The sequence below is a fragment of the Anoxybacillus sp. TBDG-1 genome (genome assembly GCF_054815885.1).
In genome coordinates, this window is the sequence record NZ_JBTZSY010000017.1 from 1 (window position 1) to 21,889 (window position 21,889).

At 44.1% G+C, this 21,889-nt stretch carries 20 protein-coding genes; 15 read left to right on the plus strand and 5 right to left on the minus strand.

The annotated features are described in order from the left end of the window. Positions 1-219 precede the first annotated feature (219 nt). The 6 genes from ACYQY7_RS06895 (at position 220) to ACYQY7_RS06920 (ending at position 7,520) form a co-directional block, all read left to right on the plus strand. Positions 220-1,236, plus strand: coding sequence for a LacI family DNA-binding transcriptional regulator (locus ACYQY7_RS06895; protein ID WP_461201339.1), 1,017 nt, complete (start codon positions 220-222; stop codon positions 1,234-1,236). A 106-nt stretch (positions 1,237-1,342) separates the two neighbouring features. Beyond that, the gene (locus ACYQY7_RS06900) at positions 1,343-3,685 is read left to right on the plus strand and encodes a glycoside hydrolase family 65 protein (protein WP_461201340.1); all 2,343 of its coding nucleotides are present in this window, start codon (positions 1,343-1,345) and stop codon (positions 3,683-3,685) included. After that, positions 3,682-4,371: a beta-phosphoglucomutase gene (pgmB, locus tag ACYQY7_RS06905; protein WP_461201341.1), complete on the plus strand. Its 690-nt coding sequence runs from the start codon at positions 3,682-3,684 to the stop codon at positions 4,369-4,371. Before ACYQY7_RS06900 ends, pgmB begins: the two co-directional genes overlap by 4 nt. A 56-nt stretch (positions 4,372-4,427) precedes the next feature. Further along, entirely contained in the window at positions 4,428-5,696 is a 1,269-nt protein-coding gene (locus tag ACYQY7_RS06910) for an ABC transporter substrate-binding protein (RefSeq protein ID WP_461201342.1), read from the plus strand. Positions 5,697-5,800: 104 nt separating this feature from the next. After that, the gene (locus ACYQY7_RS06915; RefSeq protein WP_461201343.1) at positions 5,801-6,691 is read left to right on the plus strand and encodes a carbohydrate ABC transporter permease; all 891 of its coding nucleotides are present in this window, start codon (positions 5,801-5,803) and stop codon (positions 6,689-6,691) included. A 13-nt stretch (positions 6,692-6,704) separates the two neighbouring features. Beyond that, complete coding sequence (locus ACYQY7_RS06920) at positions 6,705-7,520, plus strand: carbohydrate ABC transporter permease (RefSeq protein WP_461201344.1); 816 nt, start codon at positions 6,705-6,707, stop codon at positions 7,518-7,520. 27 nt (positions 7,521-7,547) lie between these two features. Here ACYQY7_RS06920 and ACYQY7_RS06925 read toward each other — a convergent pair whose 3' ends face one another. After that, positions 7,548-7,883, minus strand: a complete 336-nt coding sequence (locus ACYQY7_RS06925) for a DUF3905 domain-containing protein (protein ID WP_461201345.1) — start codon at positions 7,881-7,883, stop codon at positions 7,548-7,550. 83 nt (positions 7,884-7,966) lie between these two features. Between ACYQY7_RS06925 and ACYQY7_RS06930 the strand changes: the two genes are divergently transcribed. Genes ACYQY7_RS06930 through ACYQY7_RS06940 form a run of 3 tightly spaced genes read left to right on the plus strand, consistent with a single transcriptional unit; the run spans position 7,967 to position 8,396 of the window. Beyond that, a complete protein-coding gene (locus tag ACYQY7_RS06930) occupies positions 7,967-8,113 on the plus strand; it encodes a hypothetical protein (RefSeq protein WP_461201346.1) in 147 nt (48 codons plus the stop codon). After that, positions 8,110-8,265 carry a hypothetical protein gene (locus tag ACYQY7_RS06935; RefSeq protein ID WP_006321568.1) on the plus strand — a complete coding sequence of 52 codons (156 nt, stop codon included), beginning with the start codon at positions 8,110-8,112 and terminating at the stop codon, positions 8,263-8,265. The genes ACYQY7_RS06930 and ACYQY7_RS06935 overlap by 4 nt, the downstream gene beginning before the upstream one ends. Beyond that, the gene (locus ACYQY7_RS06940; RefSeq protein ID WP_461201348.1) at positions 8,262-8,396 is read left to right on the plus strand and encodes a hypothetical protein; all 135 of its coding nucleotides are present in this window, start codon (positions 8,262-8,264) and stop codon (positions 8,394-8,396) included. The genes ACYQY7_RS06935 and ACYQY7_RS06940 overlap by 4 nt, the downstream gene beginning before the upstream one ends. A gap of 113 nt (positions 8,397-8,509) precedes the next feature. On the opposite strand, the gene ACYQY7_RS06945 is transcribed toward ACYQY7_RS06940, so the two are convergent. The 3 genes from ACYQY7_RS06945 to ACYQY7_RS06955 all read right to left on the minus strand — a co-directional run bounded on the left by ACYQY7_RS06945 (position 8,510) and on the right by ACYQY7_RS06955 (position 12,864). After that, positions 8,510-9,052, minus strand: a complete 543-nt coding sequence (locus ACYQY7_RS06945) for an NYN domain-containing protein (RefSeq protein ID WP_461201350.1) — start codon at positions 9,050-9,052, stop codon at positions 8,510-8,512. Between the two features lie 192 nt (positions 9,053-9,244). Next, positions 9,245-10,984, minus strand: coding sequence for a B12-binding domain-containing radical SAM protein (locus ACYQY7_RS06950; RefSeq protein ID WP_461201351.1), 1,740 nt, complete (start codon positions 10,982-10,984; stop codon positions 9,245-9,247). A 98-nt stretch (positions 10,985-11,082) separates the two neighbouring features. Further along, positions 11,083-12,864, minus strand: a complete 1,782-nt coding sequence (locus tag ACYQY7_RS06955; protein ID WP_461201352.1) for an L-lactate permease — start codon at positions 12,862-12,864, stop codon at positions 11,083-11,085. A 199-nt stretch (positions 12,865-13,063) separates the two neighbouring features. Here ACYQY7_RS06955 and ACYQY7_RS06960 point away from each other — a divergent pair, with 199 nt between their 5' ends. The 6 genes from ACYQY7_RS06960 to ACYQY7_RS06985 all read left to right on the plus strand — a co-directional run bounded on the left by ACYQY7_RS06960 (position 13,064) and on the right by ACYQY7_RS06985 (position 20,804). Next, positions 13,064-13,783 carry a FadR/GntR family transcriptional regulator gene (locus tag ACYQY7_RS06960; RefSeq protein ID WP_461201353.1) on the plus strand — a complete coding sequence of 240 codons (720 nt, stop codon included), beginning with the start codon at positions 13,064-13,066 and terminating at the stop codon, positions 13,781-13,783. Between the two features lie 106 nt (positions 13,784-13,889). Beyond that, on the plus strand, positions 13,890-14,606 hold the full coding sequence (locus ACYQY7_RS06965) for a (Fe-S)-binding protein (RefSeq protein WP_461201354.1): 717 nt from the start codon (positions 13,890-13,892) through the stop codon (positions 14,604-14,606). Positions 14,607-14,617: 11 nt separating this feature from the next. After that, entirely contained in the window at positions 14,618-16,036 is a 1,419-nt protein-coding gene (locus tag ACYQY7_RS06970; RefSeq protein WP_461201355.1) for a LutB/LldF family L-lactate oxidation iron-sulfur protein, read from the plus strand. Continuing rightward, positions 16,036-16,698, plus strand: coding sequence for a LutC/YkgG family protein (locus tag ACYQY7_RS06975; protein WP_461201356.1), 663 nt, complete (start codon positions 16,036-16,038; stop codon positions 16,696-16,698). The genes ACYQY7_RS06970 and ACYQY7_RS06975 overlap by 1 nt, the downstream gene beginning before the upstream one ends. A gap of 147 nt (positions 16,699-16,845) precedes the next feature. Next, positions 16,846-19,014, plus strand: coding sequence for a PAS domain S-box protein (locus ACYQY7_RS06980; RefSeq protein ID WP_461201386.1), 2,169 nt, complete (start codon positions 16,846-16,848; stop codon positions 19,012-19,014). 53 nt (positions 19,015-19,067) lie between these two features. Continuing rightward, entirely contained in the window at positions 19,068-20,804 is a 1,737-nt protein-coding gene (locus tag ACYQY7_RS06985) for a methyl-accepting chemotaxis protein (protein WP_461201357.1), read from the plus strand. Between the two features lie 44 nt (positions 20,805-20,848). On the opposite strand, the gene mtnA is transcribed toward ACYQY7_RS06985, so the two are convergent. Beyond that, complete coding sequence (gene mtnA, locus ACYQY7_RS06990) at positions 20,849-21,880, minus strand: S-methyl-5-thioribose-1-phosphate isomerase (protein WP_461201358.1); 1,032 nt, start codon at positions 21,878-21,880, stop codon at positions 20,849-20,851. Positions 21,881-21,889: the final 9 nt, after the last annotated feature.

Here is a 21,889-nt window from a genome sequence, read left to right on the forward strand (position 1 = left end):
AATTGTATATAGAGTTTTATGGATTTTCACAAAAATATTTTAACAGTTACTAACCTCCTTTGCTTTTTTCTCATTATAGCACGACTGTTAGAGAAGAAGGGAGAACATTTTTGGACAAAATGCCACGAATTTTGTCACAAATTTTTTGTTGCAATCGGTTTCAAGTTCGTTTACAATTCAAATCAACAAGGAATCCGAAACGTTTTGGAGGAAATGAAAGTGACAACGATTAAAGATATTGCGAAAGCAGCTGGCGTGTCGGTAACGACCGTTTCTCGCGCGTTAAACGGTTATTCGGACGTCAGCGAAAAGACGCGGAAAAAAATTATGGACATCGCCAAGCAACTCAATTACAGTCCAAATACGCTTGCGCGAAGCCTTGTCATGAACAAATCGAAAACGATTGGGCTGCTCGTTTCAGGCATGACGCGTTCGGCGTTAAAAGATAACTTCACGTTTGAAGTGATGACAGGCGTCAACGATTATATTGCGAAGACGGACTATGACGTCATTTTGTTTAATACAAATTCGACAAAACAACGGGAAAAAACGTATTCGCAATTATGTCGCGAACGGCGCGTCGACGGCGTTATTTTACAAGGTATTAAAACAGACGATCCGTATTTAACGGAAGTCGTTGAAAGCGACATTCCGTGCGTATTAATCGACATTCCGATTCAGTCGGATCGCGTCGGATATGTGACGACCGATAACGTGTACGGGGCGAAAAAAGCGGTGCAACATTTGCTTGAACTAGGACATCGCAACATTGCGATGATGAACGGGCACGATTACGCGTTTGTAAGCAAACAGCGCCTGCAAGGGTTTTGTGAGGCGATGGAAGAAGCGAACGTGCCGATTCAAAAAGAATGGATTATTAATGGCGATTTTTCTGAAGAAATGGCAGAAGCGCGAGCGTATGAGCTGTTTACGAAATATGAAAACATTACCGCGGTCTTTTGCGCGAGCGATTTAATGGCGCTCGGTGTCATGAAAGCGCTCAAACAGCTCGGTTTGCGCGTACCTGAAGATGTGTCGGTCGTCGGATATGATGACATTTTGCTTGCGTCATACGTTTCCCCAGCGCTAACAACGATTGCGCAAAATAAATTTCAAATGGGCTATGAAGCAGCAAGCATGCTCATTGATATGCTCGAAGGAAATGAAGCGAAGGTTGTGACGTTGCGGACGCAGCTTGTCGTGCGCGAGTCAACGGCGAAAATGAAGAAAAGGTGAAGTGCCATCGCCCTTGGTCGATGGACGGGCGCTTTGCGCTTTTCTTATACACAAAATCCGAAACGTTTTGGAAAAACTACATTCACACGAGGAAAGGGAGTTTACGATGCTGCAATACAACTTAGGAACAGGCGAGTATAAAAACTGGATCGTGTCGGAAGTGCAATTTAACCCATATGCACTCGGAAAGTGTGAAGCAATTATGGCGCTCGGCAACGGGTATATGGGGCTTCGTTCGGCAACGGAAGAGTCGTACGTCGGACAAGTACGCAATTTGTTTGTCGCGGGAACGTTTAACCAATTTGATGAATATGAAGTGACGGAACTGCCGAATGCACCAGATGTCGTTGAGTTGGACATTTGGTTAAACGGCGAAAAGTTTTCGCTAGAAAAAGGAAAAATCATTCATTATCGCCGCGATTTAAACATAAAAGATGCGGAATTAGTGCGCCACGTCATTTGGGAAAATGCGCGCGGCGAGCAGTTTGAATTCATGTTTCGCCGATTTGTATCGCTAAAAAACTTGCATCTTATCGGCATGAAAGTTGAGATGAAACCGTTGAATTGCGCGGCGAACATTCACATCACATCAGGCATTAACGGACAAATGACAAATAGCGGGGCGCAACATTTCCACGAAGGCGAAAAGCGCATTTTTGATAAAACATATTTGCAGTTGATTCAAACGACGACGGAATCGAAAATTGATTTTGTTGTGAATGCGACGCATCGTTATATGATTGACGGAAAAGAAATTGAAAAAGATCCGCGCATGGCGATCGATCGCCGCAAAGTGTTTATTCAAGTCGCGTTCGATGTGAAACAAGGAGAGACGCTCACATTTGAAAAGCTCGCTAACGTGTACACAAGCCGCGATAAAGCGTACGACCACGATGCATACAGCCTTGATGTCATGCGGCAAGAGGCGTTAAGCGACTTAAAAGAAGAAGCGAAAAAAGGGTACGATGCGCTCTTTGCCGAAAACGTTTCGGAATGGAAAAAACGTTGGGAGCAAATGAACATTACGATTGAAAGTGAAAACGAATTTGATCAATTGGCGATTCGTTTTGCTCACTATCATTTAATCATTATGACGCCAGCGCATGACGCGCGCTTTGGTGTTGCGGCGAAAGGATTAACAGGTGAAGGATATAAAGGTCATTCGTTTTGGGATACGGAAATTTTCATTTTGCCGTTTTTCACATACACGTTCCCGCATATTGCCCGCAGCTTGCTTGAATATCGATACAACACGATTGAAGGGGCGCGCCGAAAAGCGAAAGCGAACGGCTATGAAGGAGCGATGTATCCGTGGGAGTCAGCGTTTACAGGCGATGAAGTGACGCCGGTATGGGGCGCGGTTGATATTGTAACAGGAAAAGCGACGAAAATTTGGTCGGGCTTTATCGAGCAACATATTACGAGCGATATCGCGTTTGCGGTATGGCAATATTACAAAGTGACAGGCGATGAGGATTTTATGAAACGTTGCGGCTATGAAATGTTGTTTGATACCGCGACGTTTTGGGCGAGCCGATTAGAATGGAACGAAGAAAAGAAACAATATCACATTAACGATGTCATCGGTCCAGATGAATATAAAGAGCACGTCAACAATAACGCCTTTACGAACTATATGGCGCATTGGAACATTGAAACAGCGATTCGCTATTATGAAAAATTAAAAGAAACGAACCCTGCGCTCCTTGACGCGTTGCACGAAAAAATTGGCGTGCATGAATCATATAAAAAATGGAAAGAAAAAGTCGATCTTATTTACTTGCCGCAGCCGCGCGAAGAAGATCTCGTCATCCCACAAGATGACACGTATTTAACGAAACAAATCATCGATTTAACGAAATATAAAAAGCAAACGCGCGTCGGCACGATTTTTGAAGATTACAACCTCGAACAAGTGAACAACATTCAAGTATCGAAACAGGCGGACATTATGGTGTTGTTTTACTTATTAGAAAATAAGTTTTCACAAGAAGTGAAACGAGCGAATTGGAGCTACTATGAGCCAAAAACGTTGCATGATTCTTCGCTCAGCTTATCGACGCATTGCATTTTAGCGAGCGATATGGACGATCGTGAGTTAGCGTATGCATTGTTTGAACAAGCAGCACGCATCGACTTAGGTCCGAATATGAAATCATCGGATCACGGCATGCATACCGCGTCCATCGGTGGTGTTTGGCAATCAGTTGTATGCGGATTTGGCGGCGTGCGCATGCTTGATGGGAAATTGCGCATTCATCCGAAACTTCCAAAACAATGGAAAAAACTATCGTTCCCGATCTATTGGCGTGGTGATCGGTTAGAAGTAACGGTGACGCATGAACAACTTGTTGTGAAAAAAGTGACGAACGTTCACGATGCCGTGACGTTTGACGTGTTCGGCACAGCATATGAAGTCAAAGATGAAATCACCATTCCACTTGCATGAAAGGGTTTGACATGATGAACAAACAATTGAACGCAGTTATTTTCGATTTAGACGGTGTCATTACCGATACCGCAGAGTATCATTTTATCGCATGGAAACAGCTTGCAGAGGAATTAGGCATCACGTTCGATCGCGCGTTTAACGAGCAGTTAAAAGGAGTAAGCCGCATGGAGTCGCTTGAGCGCATTTTAGCGCTCGGCGGCCAAGCGGATCGCTATACGATGGCGGAAAAAGAGGCGCTTGCGCATAAAAAAAATGAGCATTATAAACAGCTCATTGCGCGCATGACGCCAGACGATTTGCTTCCTGGTATCCTCGATTTATTGCGCGAGTTGAAACGTCAAAACGTAAAAATCGGCTTAGCCTCCGCAAGTAAAAACGCCTTTACGGTTATCGAGCGGCTACAAATTGGCGCGTATTTCGATACGATCGTCGATGCCGCAAAAGTAAAAAACAGCAAGCCGCATCCGGAAATTTTTCTTACTGCCGCCGAGCAGTTAGGCGTGCATCCGTCTACGTGCATTGGCGTAGAAGATGCCCAAGCAGGTGTGGCTGCCATTCAAGCGGCAAACATGTTTGCCGTTGGCGTTGGCGAAAAAGAGGCGTTAAAAGAAGCGGACTATATTGTCCCAACGACAGCCGATTTAACATACGATGCGATTGTACGTGCCTTTGATCGGGAATAAGGGAGCTCGTCTCCCTTCCACATATAAAATATGAATAAGAAAGGGGTCTTTATATGATGAACAAGAAAACATGGTTAACTGTTGGTATGTCGACGATGCTTTTTGGAAGCGTTTTAGCAGGATGTGGTGGTGAAGAGAAAACAGCGAAAAACGAAAACAAAGGTGAAACGAAAGAGGAAACGGTCGAAGTGACGCTTGCCGGTTGGGGCGGCAATCCAATGGAGCAAAAATTGTTGAAACAAACGTTAGATGAATTTGAGAAAAAATATCCGAACATTAAAGTAAAACATGAAGTCATTTCCGATCAATATATGGACGTTATTAAAACACGCTTAATTGGCGGGGAAGGTCCAGACGTATTTTATTTAGATGCGTTTGAAGCACCAGCGATGATTGAAACAGGCGTGTTAGAGCCATTAGATGACTATGTAACAGACGATTTTGACATCGATGATTTTGAAAAGCCGCTTCTTGATGCGTTTAAAGGTCCGGACGGTAAAATGTACGGCTTCCCGAAAGACTATTCGACGTTAGCGCTTTTCTACAACAAAAAGATGTTTGCAGAAGCAGGGCTAGACGTACCGAAAACGTGGGATGAACTGCGCGAAGCGGCGAAAACATTAACAAAAGGAACAGAAGTGTACGGTTTCGGGGTGGCACCGGAATTAGCGCGCCTATACTACATTGCGGAATCAAAAGGCGGTAAAGTCGTGACAGACAATAAAGCAAGCTTTGCTGATCCGAAAGTTGTTGAAGCGTTGCAACCGATTGTCGATATGCGCTTAAAAGATAAATCAGCAGCGCAACCAAATGAAGTTGGCGCCGGCTGGGGCGGCGAAATGTTCGGTCAACAAAAAGCAGCGATGGTCATTGAAGGAAACTGGGCGATTCCATTCCTCCAAGAAACGTTCCCAAATACGGAGTTCGGCACCGCAGAAGTACCAACGATTGACGGCAAAAAAGGAACGATGGCTTATACAGTAGCGTACGTGATGAACAAAGATTCGCAAAAGAAAGAAGCGGCATGGAAACTCATTTCATTTTTAACAGGAAAAGAAGGAATGAAAATTTGGACAAGTAAAGGATTTGCGTTGCCAACACGGAAATCGGTTGCTTCAGAATTAGGATACGATAAAGACGAGTTGCGCGCAGCGCTTGTTGCAGGGGCACCGTATGCAACCGTATGGCAAAACGGCACGAACTTGCCAATTATTATGAACAACTTTAACAACCAATTTGTGAGCGCCTTTTTAGGTGAACAACCACTTGCGGAAGCGCTCAAAAAAGCGCAAGACATTGCGAATAAAGAAATTGAAGCGAAGTAACGGCCGAGGGGGATGTTCCCCTCGCTGTTCCCTTCTTTCAAGTGAAGTGTTGCACAATCTTCACTTGAAAGAGGCGAATAGCATGACATAAAGGAGATGAAAATATGTTTAGTCGTAAGCGATGGAAAGAAGCAGGCACAGCATATACGTTATTGTCGCCAACGTTATTTGTCCTTCTTTTATTTGTCATCGGTCCGATTTTATTTGCGGTTTATTTATCGTTTCATAAAGTACAGCTATTAGGAACAGCAAGTTTTCAATTTGTCGGATTCGATAACTTTACACGCATTTTAGACGATACACGGGCAAAAATTGCGCTTTGGAATACGGTCAAATACGTGGCGATTGTCGTACCGACACAAACGATGTTGGCGCTCGTTTTAGCGGCAACGCTTAATGCGGGGTTAAAGGGGGAAAAGTTTTTCCGCATCGTTTACTTTTTGCCGACGTTAACGTCATCAGCTGTATTGACGCTTATTTTTATGTGGATGTACAACCAAAACGGGCTTGTCAACCATGTGCTTCAATTTTTCGGCTTGCCGACATACAACTGGCTTGGCGATCCGTCTGTTGCCTTAAACGCGATTATGATCATGAACATTTGGTCAACGGCACCGTTTTTTATGGTCATTTATTTAGCGGCATTGCAAGACATTCCCGATTCGTTATATGAAGCAGCGGAGCTAGACGGGGCGAACGCTTGGCATAAGTTTTGGTACGTCACTGTTCCGTATTTAAGACCTGTCACATCGTTTGTCGTCATTATGGGGTTAATCGGTACGTTCCAATTGTTTGACCAGTCATACATTTTCTCTGGCGGTTCAGGCGGTCCAAACAATGCAACGTTAACGGTTGTTCTTTTAATTTATCAATATGCGTTTAAATCGCTCGGAACGATGGGCTATGCGGCTGCGCTGGCGTTTGCGTTAGCGATTGTCATTTTACTTGCGACGTGGCTACAGCGAAAATTTTCAAAAGAAGAGTCGCTTTACTAAAGGGGGCAGGAAAATGAGAATAGGCAAAGCGTTGTTATATACAATTCTCGTCTTATATGCGATCGTGACGATGATTCCGTTTTTATGGGCACTTTCGTCATCGTTTAAAACGCTTGAAGAAATTGTGAGCGGTTCGATCAGTTTTATTCCGAAAGACTTTACGCTTGATAACTATAAACAAATTTTTATCGAACAAGAGCTTTTCCCGCGTTGGTTTATGAATAGCGTCATTATTGCGGTGACGGTGACGATTTTGAATTTAATTTTTAACTCGATGGCTGGTTATGCGCTTGCTCGTCTTCATTTCCGAGGAAAACAAACGATTTTTATGATTATTTTGGCGGTATTAATGATTCCAGCCCAAGTGACGATGATTCCGAACTATTTAATTTTAAAACAGCTCGGTTGGCTGAACTCGTATCAAGGAATGATTGTCCCAGCGATGATTAACGCGACATTTATTTTTATGATGCGTCAGTTTTTCATTAACTTCCCGAAGGAGCTAGAAGAAGCGGCAGCGTTAGACGGATTAAGCCGCATCGGCACATTTTTCCGCATCGTGTTGCCGCTCGCTCGCCCAGCGCTCGCGGCGCAAGCCATTTTCGTCTTTATGGGTTCGTGGAACGACTTTATGCGTCCGCTTATCATTTTATCCGATCCGCAACTATTTACGTTGCCGCTCGGGTTAAATAGCTTTAAAGGACAATACATTAGCTATTGGAACTACATTATGGCGGCATCAATGGTATTTACGCTGCCTGTGTTAGTGATTTATGCATTTTTCAACCGTTACTTTATTAAAGGCATTTCATTCACAGGGGGAAAATAACCTCGTGCAAACATGCACGAGGTTATTTTAATCCGCACCGTATCCGACATCTTTATCTGGGTGCATAAATGGCGCGTTTCCGCCTCGTTTTTCTTCGAGTAGTTCGCGGTTTTCCGCCGTATTCCAGCCGATGTCGTTTGTCGGGTGCACCCATTCATCACCTGACATGATGCTCGGATCCGTTTCATCGCTCCATTGATTGAGCGGGGAGTTTGGCGAATTGTATTTGCTGTCGCCGATAATGACCCCGTGTTGATTGACAAACGGCGGCTTCATCTCGATGCCTGTTCCTTTAAACGACGGGGCATGGATTTGATGCGGCTGCGTTTCATCGAAAATGGGCGATTCGATTTCTTTTTTCATTATCATCACCTCGCTATTAATGTGGCTAAATGGCGTATAAAATATGTCGCTTTGCGTGACATTACTTATGAGGGGGGATTCACATGCGTTTTCCAATTGCGCAGTTGCATGAACGCGACATCGCCCAAGTGCAACAATTTGAACGACAACTTCGCCAACAAACAGGCGAACCCATCATACTTATCGCATACAAAAAAGAACAAACAGATGGACGAGGTGAACGATCATGAAGCGAAAAGTGACACATGATGCTGCAAAAACGAACAACCAAACACCGACAGAAAGCATGCCAAAAGACGAATTTGAAGCGCAATATGCTGGCGGAGAAGATATGAGCCGAGGCGCCAATCGCAATTCGAAAAAAGGACGGCAAGGGAAATGAAAAAGAAACAAGCAGGCAAAACGGTTCCGATTCCAAGCGACATACTAAAAGAAGAATTCGGGCAAGAACAAGGCGATGTCAATGCGCATAAAGTGATGGAGCTAATCGAAGAGGCGAAGAAGAAGAAATAAATGATATGTGTACATTGACGAAATAACGGTATATTATAGGATATAGACGACATAGGTTCGGACTATGTCGTCATAGAGAAAGGGCTGCTTACGTATATACGAAAGCAGCCCGCTTATCGTTGCACTTGTTCAAAGTCTTCTTTCTTTAGAAAAAAGTGGTCATCACATAAATCTTTCAAATATCCCGCTTTTTGTTGGTCAACGAGACCAACTACGACATTTTTGCCTAGTTGCTGTACGATACGAATGGCAGGTTCATAATCAGTATCCGCGCTTAACAAGATTGCTTCATCATAGGCATGATAGTAAGCTAAAGACACTAAATCAACGGCTATGTTCACATCTGTACCTTTTTCAATATAAATGTCTTTTCCGTTTGCATCTTGACCAACATATTTAAGGTAACCAGATTTTGCAATACAGTAAGGGACGTGCTTGTTTAACGTATCAATAAACTTTTTTGTTGCGGCTGCCTTTGATTTATCGTGGCTACTCATAGCTGTATAGTAATATAACCTTTGTAGATGGCCATTTCTTATCACGGCAATATAGTTTGCTAATTTTCCGTAGTCAATTCTTTGATAATTTCCATTAAATAGATTTGTGACAGCATTTTCAAAATTATTTCCATCAATAAAAACCATAATCCTTTTCACATATTTCTCCCCTAATATGACTAAAAGCGCTAGCTCCTCATGCTAGCGCTTTTTCATCATCTCTAAGCCATCGAATTTCGAACATTCGATGGTTATCTTCTCTAGCAAGGAACATCTCCGAGTGATGTCCTTTTTCATGTCTACAGCTCCTTTACACTTGAAATTATAAAACTCGGATGAGAACCCAGTCAATTATGATGTGACTTGTTGTTCCACTTCCAAAAAATATGCCTCCGTTTTCATCGTCGTTTGATTGAAGTACACGATCATTGCCATGTCGCATTGGCGGACGTGTTTTGTTTGTAAATAATGCGGCAAGTCGAACGGGATCATTTCAACGACGGTATGTTTAAATAGCTCTTTTTCGGTTAATGAGAGAAGATGCGGTTGTTTTGACAATTGTTCATATACGTGCGCGCGTACATGTTTGTCCGTTTTTTCGTACCACCACGGTTTGCGCGGTTTTTGTTTTTGATTGCGCAAATAGTCGTATTTCATCAACGCCTCAACGATCGGTAAGTTGTCTGTGTTGATCGTTTGTAAAAACGAATACAGGCGGCGGAATAAATCTTCAAGCTGGTGACCGATGCGCGCCCAACCTTGTTCGTCCCAATACGTGCCGAACGATTGGAAAAAGTCAAACGGTGTGTCAAACAGATGGGTGACGATGTATTCGATCGTCTCATCCATACGATGATCGTTCCAATATTTTTCGAGCACATCTTCGACTTGTTTTAAGCGAATGATGTCATCAAACGGAAGTACATTGTTGCGCAAAATTTCATACGGTGCGCGATCCATAAACACGTACCCGTACTCGTTCGCCTTATGGCGCAAGCCTGTGCCGCGCAACATTTTTAAAAAGCCGAGCTGCAACTCTTCTGGGCGAAGGGCAAACACGTCGTTAAACGTTTTGCGAAACGATGTATAATCTTCTTCCGGAAGTCCGGCAATTAAATCGAGATGTTGCGCAATTTTCCCGCCTTGCTTCACCATCGTAACGGTGCGGGTGAGCTTTTCGAAATTTTGTTTGCGCATGACGAGCTTGTTCACTTCATCGTTTGTCGACTGGACGCCAATTTCAAACCGAAACAGCCCTGGGGGCGCTTCTTTATTTAAAAACTCAATCACTTCTGGGCGCATAATGTCAGCCGTAATTTCAAATTGAAAGACGACGCCGGGAACGTGCTCGTCAATTAAAAATTGAAACATGTCCATCGCGTAGCTGCGGCTAATATTAAATGTGCGGTCGACAAATTTAATGACTTTTGCGCCGTGTTTCATTAAATAACGTAAATCTTCCTTTATTTTTTCACGGTCAAAATATCGAACGCCAACTTCAATCGACGATAAACAAAATTGGCAGCTAAATGGACAGCCGCGGCTCGTCTCGACATACGTCACGCGCTTCGACAAATGCGGTACATCTTCTGGAAAGCGAAACGGCGACGGCATGTTCGCTAAGTTGATTTTGTTTCGTTGCGGGTTGATGATTGCTTTCCCGTCTCGGTGAAACGCAAGCCCTGCGATGTTTGCCACGTCTTCGCCTTGCTTTAGTGCAGTAAGCAGTTGTTTAAACGTTTCTTCTCCTTCGCCGATGACGATATAATCAAATTCCGGCACGCGCTCAAGCCAATAAGCGACGTCGTATGACACTTCTGGCCCACCGGCGACGATCGTGACGCTTGGATGCACTTTTTTTAGTAATTGTACGACTTCAATCGTCTGTTCGATGTTCCAAATGTAACAGCTAAACCCGACGACATCAGGTTTGCGGCGGTATAAATCGGTGACGACATTTAACACCGGGTCTTTAATCGTATATTCAACAAGCTCCACATGAAACTCTGGCTGGGCGTATGCTTTTAAATATCGAATCGCTAAGTTTGTATGAATATATTTTGCATTTAACGTTGTACAAATAATATGCACTGCAAACGACTCCTTTATGTGTAGGTTGCAACGAGTAATTATATCATATCCGAAAGGAAGGAAAAAGGGTGCCCTTTTTGTGAGGACACCCTTTTGTATTATGCAGATATTTGGTTTTCTGCTCGTTTCGTTTTGCCGCGGTTTGATGCCATAAACAAAATGAATGCGATAACGACAACGGCATAAAGGATAAACCATATGTTGAAGCCACCGACGATGAAGCCCATGCCGAGCATACCGGCAGCTAAAATGTAATACGTCATCGGAATGAGCGCTTTGCGAATTAAGCTTCCTTCTTGACCGACGAGCCCAACTGTTGCGGAAGCGGCGACGACGTTATGAACACAAATCATATTTCCAGCTGCGCCGCCAACAGCTTGTAGTGCGACGACAACGGCAGCACCTGAAGCCGATAAGCCGATGCTTTCTGCTGTACCGAATTGGAAAAGCGAGAACATCATATTGCTGAATGTGTTGCTGCCTGCGATAAACGCTCCGAGCGCACCGATAAGCGGCGCAACGACTGGCCATGCCGAACCAGCAATATGTGACACGCCTTCGGCTAAAACGAGCGGCATGCTCGCAAGCTCTTCTGTTTTTGAGTTAATAAAAATGTTGATCATCGGCACGGCGAAAATGAGTGCGGACCCTGCGCTTAATGCTGTTTTAAACGAATCGCTAAACGCTTTTTTGTAGCTTGAAGCGTCCATGCGATGCAATACGTATGTGACAAGCGAAACGATGACGAAAATCGTACCCGGTAAATAAAGTGGTGTCGATTTAATCGCAATGCCAGAGTTAAATAAGTTGTCGATTAAAATCGTGACGCTTTCTCCTGTTAAAAACGCTTTCACTTCAGCGACGGTGCGCGTAATGACAAGCAAAATCGCAACTAAGACGTACGGGAACCAAGCGTTCAAAAGCGAAATGCGCTTTTTCCCTTGCCCGATGTTCGTTTGTTCGTTGTTTAAACGACCGATCCACTCTTGTTCCCATGCACTACGCTGCTCAAAATCAAACGTATCTTTCGGCATAAATAGCCCTGCTTTTGCGGCTGGGACGACGATCATAAGACCAATGAGTGAACCGAGCAACGAAGGGAACTCTGGTCCAAGCACGTTCGCGATGATCGCATACGGAACAGTGAACGCAAAGCCGGCAAGCATCGCAAACTTCCATACGCGCAATCCTTCACGGAACGAACGATTTTTGCCGAAAAAGCGCGTGAGCATACCGACCATAATAAGCGGAATAAACGTTCCGACTAAGGCGTGAATGATGCCGACGTTGGCGGCAATTTGTAATAAGTAATCGGTAAATTCCATATCTCCAATGGCTTTCATGACCGCTTCTTGATTCGCAAGCCCTGTGTTCACTCCAACGAGAATAGGTGTTCCAATCGCTCCAAACGAAACAGGTGTACTTTGAATAATTAGCGCCACTAATACGGCAGCCATCGCAGGAAAGCCGATCGCCACAAGAAGAGGGGCAGCGATCGCTGCTGGCGTACCGAATCCTGCCGCACCTTCAATAAATGAACCGAACAACCAGGCGATAATGATCGCTTGAATGCGGCGGTCAGGTGAAATGTGAATAAACCCTTGGCGAATCGTTTCGATCGCGCCGCTTTCTTTCACCGTATTTAAAAGCAACACCGCTCCAAATACGATAAACATAATTTCAATCGCGGTTTTAATGCCATTCACGCTTGCGGCGGCGACGACATTCATTTTCGTCCCCCACACGAATAAAGCAATCGCCGCCGTTACAACGAGCGCGACTGGCATTGCACGGCTCGCTGGCCATTTTAATACAACAAGGAATAAGAAAACTGTTAAAATTGGCAATAGTGCGATAAATGATAACATACCGATACTCATATGCATCCCCCTTTGTTCAATATGATGATGTAATTCCTTATCTCCTTATCATAAGGTCATACAATCATCTGATGAGTATATCATAATGTAAGCGCCATCATTTTTCAATATAAATATTTAAAAATTTTTCACATTTATTTTGTAGAAAAATATGATATGATATTCTATTTGTATGGGGGACTAAACAAGAGATGATGGGGTGGACAACGTGTACAAACAAATTAAGCCGAAAAAAATATATGAAGAAGTAGCGGAAGCCATTTTACATATGATTCAAACCGGGGAGTTAAAACCTGGGGATAAACTCGATTCCGTTCAACAGCTAGCCGAAAATTTCCAAGTTGGACGGGCAGCCATTCGTGAAGCGCTGACGGCGCTTCGGGCGATGGGGCTCATTGAAATGAAACAAGGGGAAGGCACATACGTGCGCGAGTTTGATCCAGCGATGTTATCGTTTCCGATTTCTGCGGCTGTGCTTATGAATAAAGAAGACGTTGCTCATTTACTCGAAGTGCGCAAGCTGCTTGAAGTCGGTGCCGCAGGCGTTGCAGCGAAACGAAGAACAGACGAAGATTTGCGCGCGATGCAAAGCGCCCTTACGCAAATGCGTGAAGCGATTGGCGACGAAGAGCTTGGCGAAAAAGCGGACTTTTTATTTCATATGGCAATTGCCGCAGCAACGAAAAATCCGTTGTTAGTCAGCTTAATGAACAACGTATCCGGCATGATGATGGAGACGATGCGAGAAACGCGCCGCATTTGGTTGTTCGCCAAACAAGCGACGACCGAGCAGTTGCTTGAAGATCATATCGCTATTTTTGAAGCGATTCGCGACCAAAACGCGGAACTTGCCCAAGAGCGAATGAAAGATCATTTAGGGCATGTCGAAAAAGTGCTTGCTGACTACATATCTTCATAACGGAGGAGATCCCTCCATCCGTACTCATCAGATGACCAGTTGACTAATTTGGCAATGAGATGTAAAGTGAAAAAAAGAAAACGTTTTCTTGGAGAGGGGATCGGGAATGAACGTCACATTATTCGTTACATGTTTAGTTGATTTATTTCACGTCAATGTTGGAAAAGCGACAGTAGAGTTGTTAGAACGGCTCGGCTGTACGATTCATTTTCCAGAAGCGCAAACGTGCTGTGGACAACCTGCCTACAATAGCGGCTATGTAAAAGAAGCGAAAGAAGCGATGAAACATATGATTCGCACGTTCGAACATGCGGAATATATCGTCACCCCGTCTGGTTCGTGTGCAACGATGTTTAAAGAATATCCGCACATTTTTAAAGGGGATGGCGAATGGGAAGAACGAGCGCAACGCGTTGCTAATAAAACGTATGAACTGACGCAATTTATCGTCGATGTGTTAAAGGTAGAAGACGTTGGGGCGCGCTTAGAAGGAAAAGCGACGTATCATACGTCATGTCATATGACGCGTTTACTTGGCGTCAAAGACGCCCCGCTTACGTTATTGCAACACGTGAAAGGACTTGAAGTCGTTCCTTTGCCGAACGCGCACAATTGTTGTGGATTTGGCGGTACGTTTTCGGTAAAAATGGGACCAATTTCAGAACAGATGGTCGATGAAAAAATTCAATGTATCGAACAAGTGGAAGCGGATTATTTAATCGGGGCCGATTGCGGCTGTTTAATGAACATCGGCGGTCGCATCGAGCGAAAAGGCAAGCCGATTCGCGTCATGCACATTGCCGAAGTGCTCAATAGTAGATAGGGGGGATTCATATGGCGATGAAAATTAACATGGGAGAATTTCACGAGCGAGTGGAAAAAGGGATTCATAATACATTTATGCGCGGCGCGGTGGCTGGAGCGCAAGAGCGGCTGCGCACGCGTCGGTTGGAAGCAGCAGCGGAGCTTGGCAATTGGGAACAATGGCGCGCGCTCGGAGAAGAAATTCGTCAACATACGCTCGAAAACTTAGACTATTATTTAATGCAACTGAGCGAAAACGTAAAAAAACGCGGCGGGCACGTCTTTTTTGCGCAAACGGCGGAAGAAGCGAACGACTACATTTGTCGCGTCGTTGAAAGCAAACAAGCGAAAAAAATTGTGAAATCAAAATCGATGGTGACGGAAGAAATTCATATGAACGCTGCACTAGAGAAGCTTGGCTGTGAAGTCATTGAAACGGATCTTGGCGAATACATTTTGCAAGTTGATGACCACGATCCACCGTCGCACATCGTCGCGCCTGCGCTTCATAAAAATAAAGAACAAATTCGTGACGTATTTCAAGAAAAGCTGGCGTATACAAAAACAGAAAAGCCAGAAGAGCTGGCGCTTCATGCGCGCCATATGCTTCGCAACGAATATATGACGGCAGACGTCGGCATTACAGGATGCAACTTTGCGGTTGCAGAATCCGGTTCGATCACGTTAGTTACGAACGAAGGAAACGCCGATTTAGTGACTGCGTTGCCGAAAACGCAAATTACGGTCATGGGCATGGAGCGCATCGTACCGACGTTTGAAGAAATGGAAGTGCTCGTCAGCTTACTGACACGAAGCGCGGTCGGGCAAAAATTGACGAGCTACATTACGGTATTAACAGGTCCGCGTGATGAAGGAGAAGTGGACGGACCAGAAGAATTTCACCTCGTCATTGTCGATAACGGACGTTCCGATATTTTAGGAACGGAATTTCAGCCGGTGTTGCAATGTATTCGTTGCGCCGCTTGCGTCAACGTTTGTCCGGTATACCGTCATATCGGTGGACATTCGTACGGTTCGATTTATTCAGGACCGATCGGAGCGGTGTTGTCGCCGCTTCTTGGCGGCTATGACGATTATAAAGAATTGCCGTACGCATCAACGTTATGTGCCGCTTGTACGGAAGCATGTCCGGTAAAAATTCCGCTTCATGAACTGTTGTTAAAACATCGCCAAACGATTGTTGAACAGGAAGGAAAAGCGCCAATTTCGGAAAAATTGGCGATGAAAGCGTTCGGGCTTGGTGCGGCTTCGTCCATGTTGTACAAACTCGGTTCAAAAATTGCGCCGTCAGCTGTCAATCCGTTTACAGTAAACGACCGCATTTCCAAAGGTCCAGGACCGTTAAAAGCGTGGACGGACATTCGTGAATTTCCAGCGCCAGGAAAAGAACGGTTTCGCGATTGGTTCAAACAAAGGGGGGATGAATAATGGAAGCTTTTTTACAACGTTTGTCTTCTCGTCTTGGACGTGACATGCCGACATTTGTCGAACGTCCACAGTGGAAACATGCACCGCAACAAACGGTATTTCAAGGGTATAGTCAAGACGAGTTACTCGCTGAGTTAAAAAAACAATGCACTCGCATTCATACGACGCTCGTTGAAACAAACAGCGCCGAGCTTTATGATGCGATTGAACACGTCATTCATGTGCATGGCGGCGGTCCGATCATCATCGCCAACGATAAGCGCTACGAACAGTTTGGATTATCTTCTTTTTTAAAGCGAGAAGATGTGCACATATGGGACGCTACACGTGGACGTGACAACATTGAAGCGGCAGAGCGAGCAAATATCGGCATCACATGGAGTGATATGACGTTAGCGGAATCAGGAACAGTTGTATTATTAAACAATCCAAATCAAGGGAGAACGATAAGCTTTTTGCCAACAACGTACGTGGCACTTATTCCGAAAAGTACAATCGTTCCACGTATGACGCAAGCCGCACGCATTATTCGCGAGAAACGCGTCCCGTCATGCATAAACTTTATTACAGGTCCAAGCAACTCGGCAGATATTGAAATGAATTTAGTTGTCGGTGTGCACGGACCAGTAAAAGCCACATATATCGTCATTACCGATCGTTGAGCAGCCAATGAGCTGCTCTTTTTTATTCCGATAAGATTAGTAAAATTTTCGGAATTTTAAGAAGGAATAACAAAATATGTAGTGAATATATATTATAACTATGGAGAGGGAGTTTGTTAGGAGGGAACGCGTTTGAGTTTAAAAGGTATGATGGGAGAGTCAACATTCGTTCAGCTTTCGAAACAAGAGAAAGAAATGATCGATGAGCGAATAAGTCAGTACGAGTTCATTTTGCAACAAGTGACGGATGCGATCGTTTTAGTACAAGACGATGGAACGTTCATTGACGTAAATGAGGCAGCGTGCCGTTTATTTCGTACATCAAAAGAACAATTGTTGCAAAAAAAATTTGACGATTATTTGTATCTTGTACCTAAACATATTTTTCAGTTTCAAAAACAAATGTTGCATAAATTTGGGACATACGATGATGAAATGGTCATCCGCTTGGCAGATGGCGAAGTGAAGCATGTGCAGCTATTTATGCGCCGCCATAAAAAGCAATCATTTAATTTATACATGATCCGCGATATTACCTCAAAAAAAGCGCTTGAGCGTGAACGAACGATTAATGAAACGTTATTTAAAGATTTGTTTAATCGTGCTGGCGATAGCATTGTCATTTTTGATGGACAAGGTCGCTTTATTGATGCAAATCCTTCCTTTTGCGCAAGCGTCAACATTACAAAAGAAGAGCTATTTAAATTATCAATTCAAGCATTTATCCCAATTGAATATCACGATTTATTTGCCCAACTGTTAGTGACGTTAAAACGAAACGGGACGGTATCGAGCGAACTGCCGTTTATTTTAGGAGACGGCATGCAAAAGCTATTTGAGCTGACATTAACCGCAAACATACATAGTGGATTTTTTATGGCAATTATGCGCAATGTGACCGAAAAACGAAATATGGAAATGAACTTGCAACGAAGCGAAGAACGGTTTCGCGCCATTTTTGAACAAGCCCATGAAGCGATTTTAATTTGTGACGATTTCGGAAATATTTTGCGTGCCAATCCTGCCGCAAGCCGAACGTTTGAATTGCCGCTTCACGATCTCGTTCATGCGAATCTCATGCAGTTTGTCGATCCAAAAAGTAAAAAAGTGCGCCACGTATTACGGCAATTTTTCCGCCACGGAGAAATTCGCGATGAATTAACATTTCATATGCCAAACGGCGAAAAAAAACAGCTCGAATTTGCATCGAAAAAAGGCGTCATTAACGGCTATCATTTAACGATTTTTCGCAATGTCAGCGAACGGCGCAAAATGGAAAAACAGTTGCGCGAACAAGAACAAAAGTTTCGTAGCGTCTTTAATCATGCGATGGATGGCATTGTGTTAATTGACGACAAACAGCGCATTTTTGATGCCAATCCGATGGCGTGCCGCATTTTCGCTCTTTCAAAAGAACAGCTCGTTGAAAAAAGCATGCATGCCTTTATCGGGAGCAACGATTTAAACAAATTTCAAAAATGGTTGGCAAGCGGCGAGGAAGAGGGAGAATTTGCGATTACAGACGGCGAAGGAAAGAAAAAAATCGTTGAACTGTCGTTTAAACCGAACATTATTGAACATGTCGGGCTGATGATGGTACGCGATATAACAGAGAAAAAAGAAATGGAAGAGCAATTACGGAAATCCGATACGTTAAGCGTTGTCGGGCAGCTTGCGGCAGGCATTGCCCATGAAATTCGCAATCCGATGACGGCGCTAAAAGGATTTATTCAACTATTACAAGGAAGTATCGGCAACGATTCCGAACAGTATAATATGTACTTTCACGTTATTATGTCGGAATTAAAGCGCATTGAGTCGATTATTACCGAATTTCTCGTATTGGCAAAACCGCAAGCGATTCATTATGACCAAAGCGACATCGCAAAAATTATGCAAGAAACAGTCGATTTATTAAGCGTGCAAGCGACGATGCATAATATTCAAATTGAAGCGACGTATGAACGAGTTCCGCTTATTTATTGCGAACCAAAACAATTAAAACAAGTGTTTATTAACATATTAAAAAATGCGATTGAAGTGATGCCAAACGGAGGAACGATCACCGTCTCCGTTGCGCATGTCGGAGATGATATACGCATCGCCATTCGCGATGAAGGAAGCGGCATTCCAAAAGATAAAATCAAAAAATTAGGCGAGCCGTTCTATACGACGAAAGAGCGCGGAACGGGGCTTGGCTTAATGGTTAGCTATAAAATTATTGAAGAACATCGTGGGCGCATTGATGTCGAAAGCGAAGTCGGCGTTGGTACAACGTTTTATATTACTTTACCAATAAATAATGACATGCAATGAGCTGATATAGTACAATAGACTTATATGTCAAGACAGCTAAAGAGGTGAATGGCATGTTATTTAAACGCCTTCGTCCGTCGTTCAACGAATTGCTTGAAAAAGGGACAGACTATTCGTTTCACGGACGATTTGTTGATACGTTATCGTACAACCATTTTACAACCGAAGATTTCACAAAGTTAAAGCAAATTGATGAACTCATCGCCCCGCACAAACAAGAAATGGTTCGGCTCTTTTATGAAGGATTAAAACAAGTGCAGCCAGAAGCGGCAAAAACGATTACTGAAGCCCGCATCGAAGCATATTTGAACGCCTTTTTTAAGATGGAACGAAACCGCGCGTACGTTGATGAATCGCTTCGCTTTTTCCATTTGTTGCGTAAAGAACAAGTGAACGTTGGGAAGCTCATCGTTGCGTTTAACCAATTTAATTTCTTCGTTTTAACGACGTTGTTAGCGAGAGTAGCGCTTGCACCGAAACGGTGTTTAACGCTCATGGAGACATTGCAACGGGCAATTAACATCGAACAGCAACTTCTTGTCGAAGTGTACACAGAAACGATGATGGAACAAATCGCAAGCGGAACGGCAACGCTGATGGAACAAAACGCCGAAATTATGTTTATTAAAGATTTGCTTCAAGCGCTTGATCAACAAAATAGCGATGTGCAAATGGTAACCGCCGCAACAGAAGAAATGACGACAGCCGTATCGGAAGTAGCCCATGCGGCGACAGTGATCGCTGAAAAAACGACGACATCGGTTGAACGGGCAGAAAAAGGGCAACAAATGATGACGGAAGCGTTCGGAGAAATTATTGAAACGTCTGAACAATTTACGAATATGGTTGACCGTTTTGAACATTTACAACAACATTTAAGCGCGATTGAAAAAGTGATGCAGCTCGTTAACGGGATTGCAGATCAAACGAATTTGTTAGCGTTAAATGCATCGATTGAAGCAGCACGTGCTGGGGAATACGGAAAAGGGTTTTCGGTCGTCGCAGAAGAAATTCGCAAACTCGCTGACCATACGGTACAATCGCTCGGTGAAGTGCAGCGAAACGTCGGAGAATTGCGCGCCATTTCCTCCGAAGTATCATCAGCCATTTATTCCACGTCATCAACGATTCGCCAAGCGGTCCATCAAGCACAAGAAGCGATGCCGCTTTTACAAGAAATTGTATCTGCTATGGGAGACATTCAAGATAGCACAAATACGAACGCCGCGATTGCTGAAGAGCAAGCCGCTGCCGTCGATGAAATCGCAAGCCGTATGTCATCCATTGCTTCATTGACGGAATACGTGCGCGAGCTTGGTGAAAAAACAGGAAAGACAGTTCATGCATTAAGTCAAGCGATCGACCGTTTCCGTTTAAATATGGTAAATGAAAATAGCGTGAAACTATCTGCGAAAGCGCTATTGCATTTAGCAAAAACAGACCATTTATTATGGAAATGGCGCATTTACAATATGATTGTTGGCTACGAGAACGTTCGCCCGGAAGATGTCGCCTCTCACCATCAATGCCGATTAGGAAAATGGTACTTTGATGAACAAACGAAAAAACAACTGCAAGGCACGCCAGCGTACGAAAAGTTAAACGCCCCGCACGAGAAAGTGCACGCAGCGGCGAAAAAAGCGGCGGAAGCGTACGCCAAAGGGGATATAAAAGGTGCCGAAGCGCAACTGATCGAACTTGAGCAAGCATCTGCAGAAGTGATTCGTTTTATTGACGAATTAATTGAAAAAATAGAAAAAGAACGAACGTTTGAAACCCACCTCGCATAAGGTGGGTTATTTTTTGACCATATGGGACAACGCAAGTGCGAAAATTAAAATTGCTTCTCAAATAATGTCGGCAGTTTCGTTTCGTAGTCGCCAAAGATGATGCCTTTTTCGGTAATGATGCCGGTAATGAGTTCATGCGGTGTGACATCAAATGCCGGATTGTAGACGTTCACATCTGGCGCGATGCGCACGCCAGCGATATGTGTGACTTCTTCTTTCGGTCGCTCTTCAATCGGAATGTCGTCGCCTGTTTTCGTCTGTAAGTCGATCGTCGATAGCGGAGCGGCGACGTAAAACGGAATGTTGAACGCTTTCGCTAAAATGGCTAAGCCGAACGTGCCGATTTTGTTTGCTGTATCGCCGTTGGCGGCAATGCGATCCGCCCCGACGATGACAGCGGAAATGTGCTTTGCTTTCATTGTTTGTGCCGCCATGTTATCTGTAATGAGCGTCACATCAACACCAGCTTCGGATAGTTCCCATGCGGTTAGTCTTGCTCCTTGTAACACCGGTCGTGTTTCGCAAGCGTACGCATGAAGCGACATGCCTTTTTCTTTCGCTAAATGAAACGGCGCAAGCGCGGTGCCGTAACGGGCTGTGGCAATCGCCCCAGCATTGCAAATCGTCATGATACAGTCGCCGTCTTGAAACAAGGAAAGGGCATGTTCGCCGATGCGACGGCATACGTCTTCATCTTCGATTTGTATGCAAATCGCTTCATGAATAAGCGTCGTTTTCGCTTCGTTGACGGATTTTGCTTGCGCGACGCTTTTCATAAGCCGATCAAGCGCCCAAAATAAATTGACGGCGGTCGGACGCGAGCTCGCTAAATATTCACGGTCGCGTTTTAGTTCGGTATGAAATGTCGCTAAGTCATCGGTTTCATATGATTTCGCCGCAAGTGCTAAACCGTAGGCGGCAGTCATGCCGATTGCTGGTGCCCCGCGCACTTTTAACGTCACGATCGCGTCCCATACGTCTTTTATGTTTTTTAATTCTAAATATTCAGTCTTATGAGGCAACGCTTGTTGGTTTAAAATCGTAATATGTGTATCGTGCCATTGTACCGATTTCATTTTGTTCCT

Bases quoted from the DNA above. Each gene is read 5' to 3' on its own strand.
- ACYQY7_RS06940 (WP_461201348.1), top strand. From the start codon at position 8,262: ATGAAAAAGAAACAAGCAGGCAAAACGGTTCCGATTCCAAGCGACATA.
- ACYQY7_RS06975 (WP_461201356.1), top strand. From the start codon at position 16,036: ATGGAAGCTTTTTTACAACGTTTGTCTTCTCGTCTTGGACGTGACATG.
- ACYQY7_RS06985 (WP_461201357.1), top strand. From the start codon at position 19,068: ATGTTATTTAAACGCCTTCGTCCGTCGTTCAACGAATTGCTTGAAAAA.
- ACYQY7_RS06910 (WP_461201342.1), top strand. From the start codon at position 4,428: ATGAACAAGAAAACATGGTTAACTGTTGGTATGTCGACGATGCTTTTT.
- pgmB (WP_461201341.1), top strand. From the start codon at position 3,682: ATGAAAGGGTTTGACATGATGAACAAACAATTGAACGCAGTTATTTTC.
- ACYQY7_RS06965 (WP_461201354.1), top strand. From the start codon at position 13,890: ATGAACGTCACATTATTCGTTACATGTTTAGTTGATTTATTTCACGTC.
- ACYQY7_RS06915 (WP_461201343.1), top strand. From the start codon at position 5,801: ATGTTTAGTCGTAAGCGATGGAAAGAAGCAGGCACAGCATATACGTTA.
- ACYQY7_RS06970 (WP_461201355.1), top strand. From the start codon at position 14,618: ATGGCGATGAAAATTAACATGGGAGAATTTCACGAGCGAGTGGAAAAA.
- ACYQY7_RS06920 (WP_461201344.1), top strand. From the start codon at position 6,705: ATGAGAATAGGCAAAGCGTTGTTATATACAATTCTCGTCTTATATGCG.
- ACYQY7_RS06925 (WP_461201345.1), bottom strand. From the start codon at position 7,883: ATGAAAAAAGAAATCGAATCGCCCATTTTCGATGAAACGCAGCCGCAT.
- ACYQY7_RS06980 (WP_461201386.1), top strand. From the start codon at position 16,846: ATGATGGGAGAGTCAACATTCGTTCAGCTTTCGAAACAAGAGAAAGAA.
- ACYQY7_RS06900 (WP_461201340.1), top strand. From the start codon at position 1,343: ATGCTGCAATACAACTTAGGAACAGGCGAGTATAAAAACTGGATCGTG.
- ACYQY7_RS06955 (WP_461201352.1), bottom strand. From the start codon at position 12,864: ATGAGTATCGGTATGTTATCATTTATCGCACTATTGCCAATTTTAACA.
- ACYQY7_RS06930 (WP_461201346.1), top strand. From the start codon at position 7,967: ATGCGTTTTCCAATTGCGCAGTTGCATGAACGCGACATCGCCCAAGTG.
- mtnA (WP_461201358.1), bottom strand. From the start codon at position 21,880: ATGAAATCGGTACAATGGCACGATACACATATTACGATTTTAAACCAA.
- ACYQY7_RS06935 (WP_006321568.1), top strand. From the start codon at position 8,110: ATGAAGCGAAAAGTGACACATGATGCTGCAAAAACGAACAACCAAACA.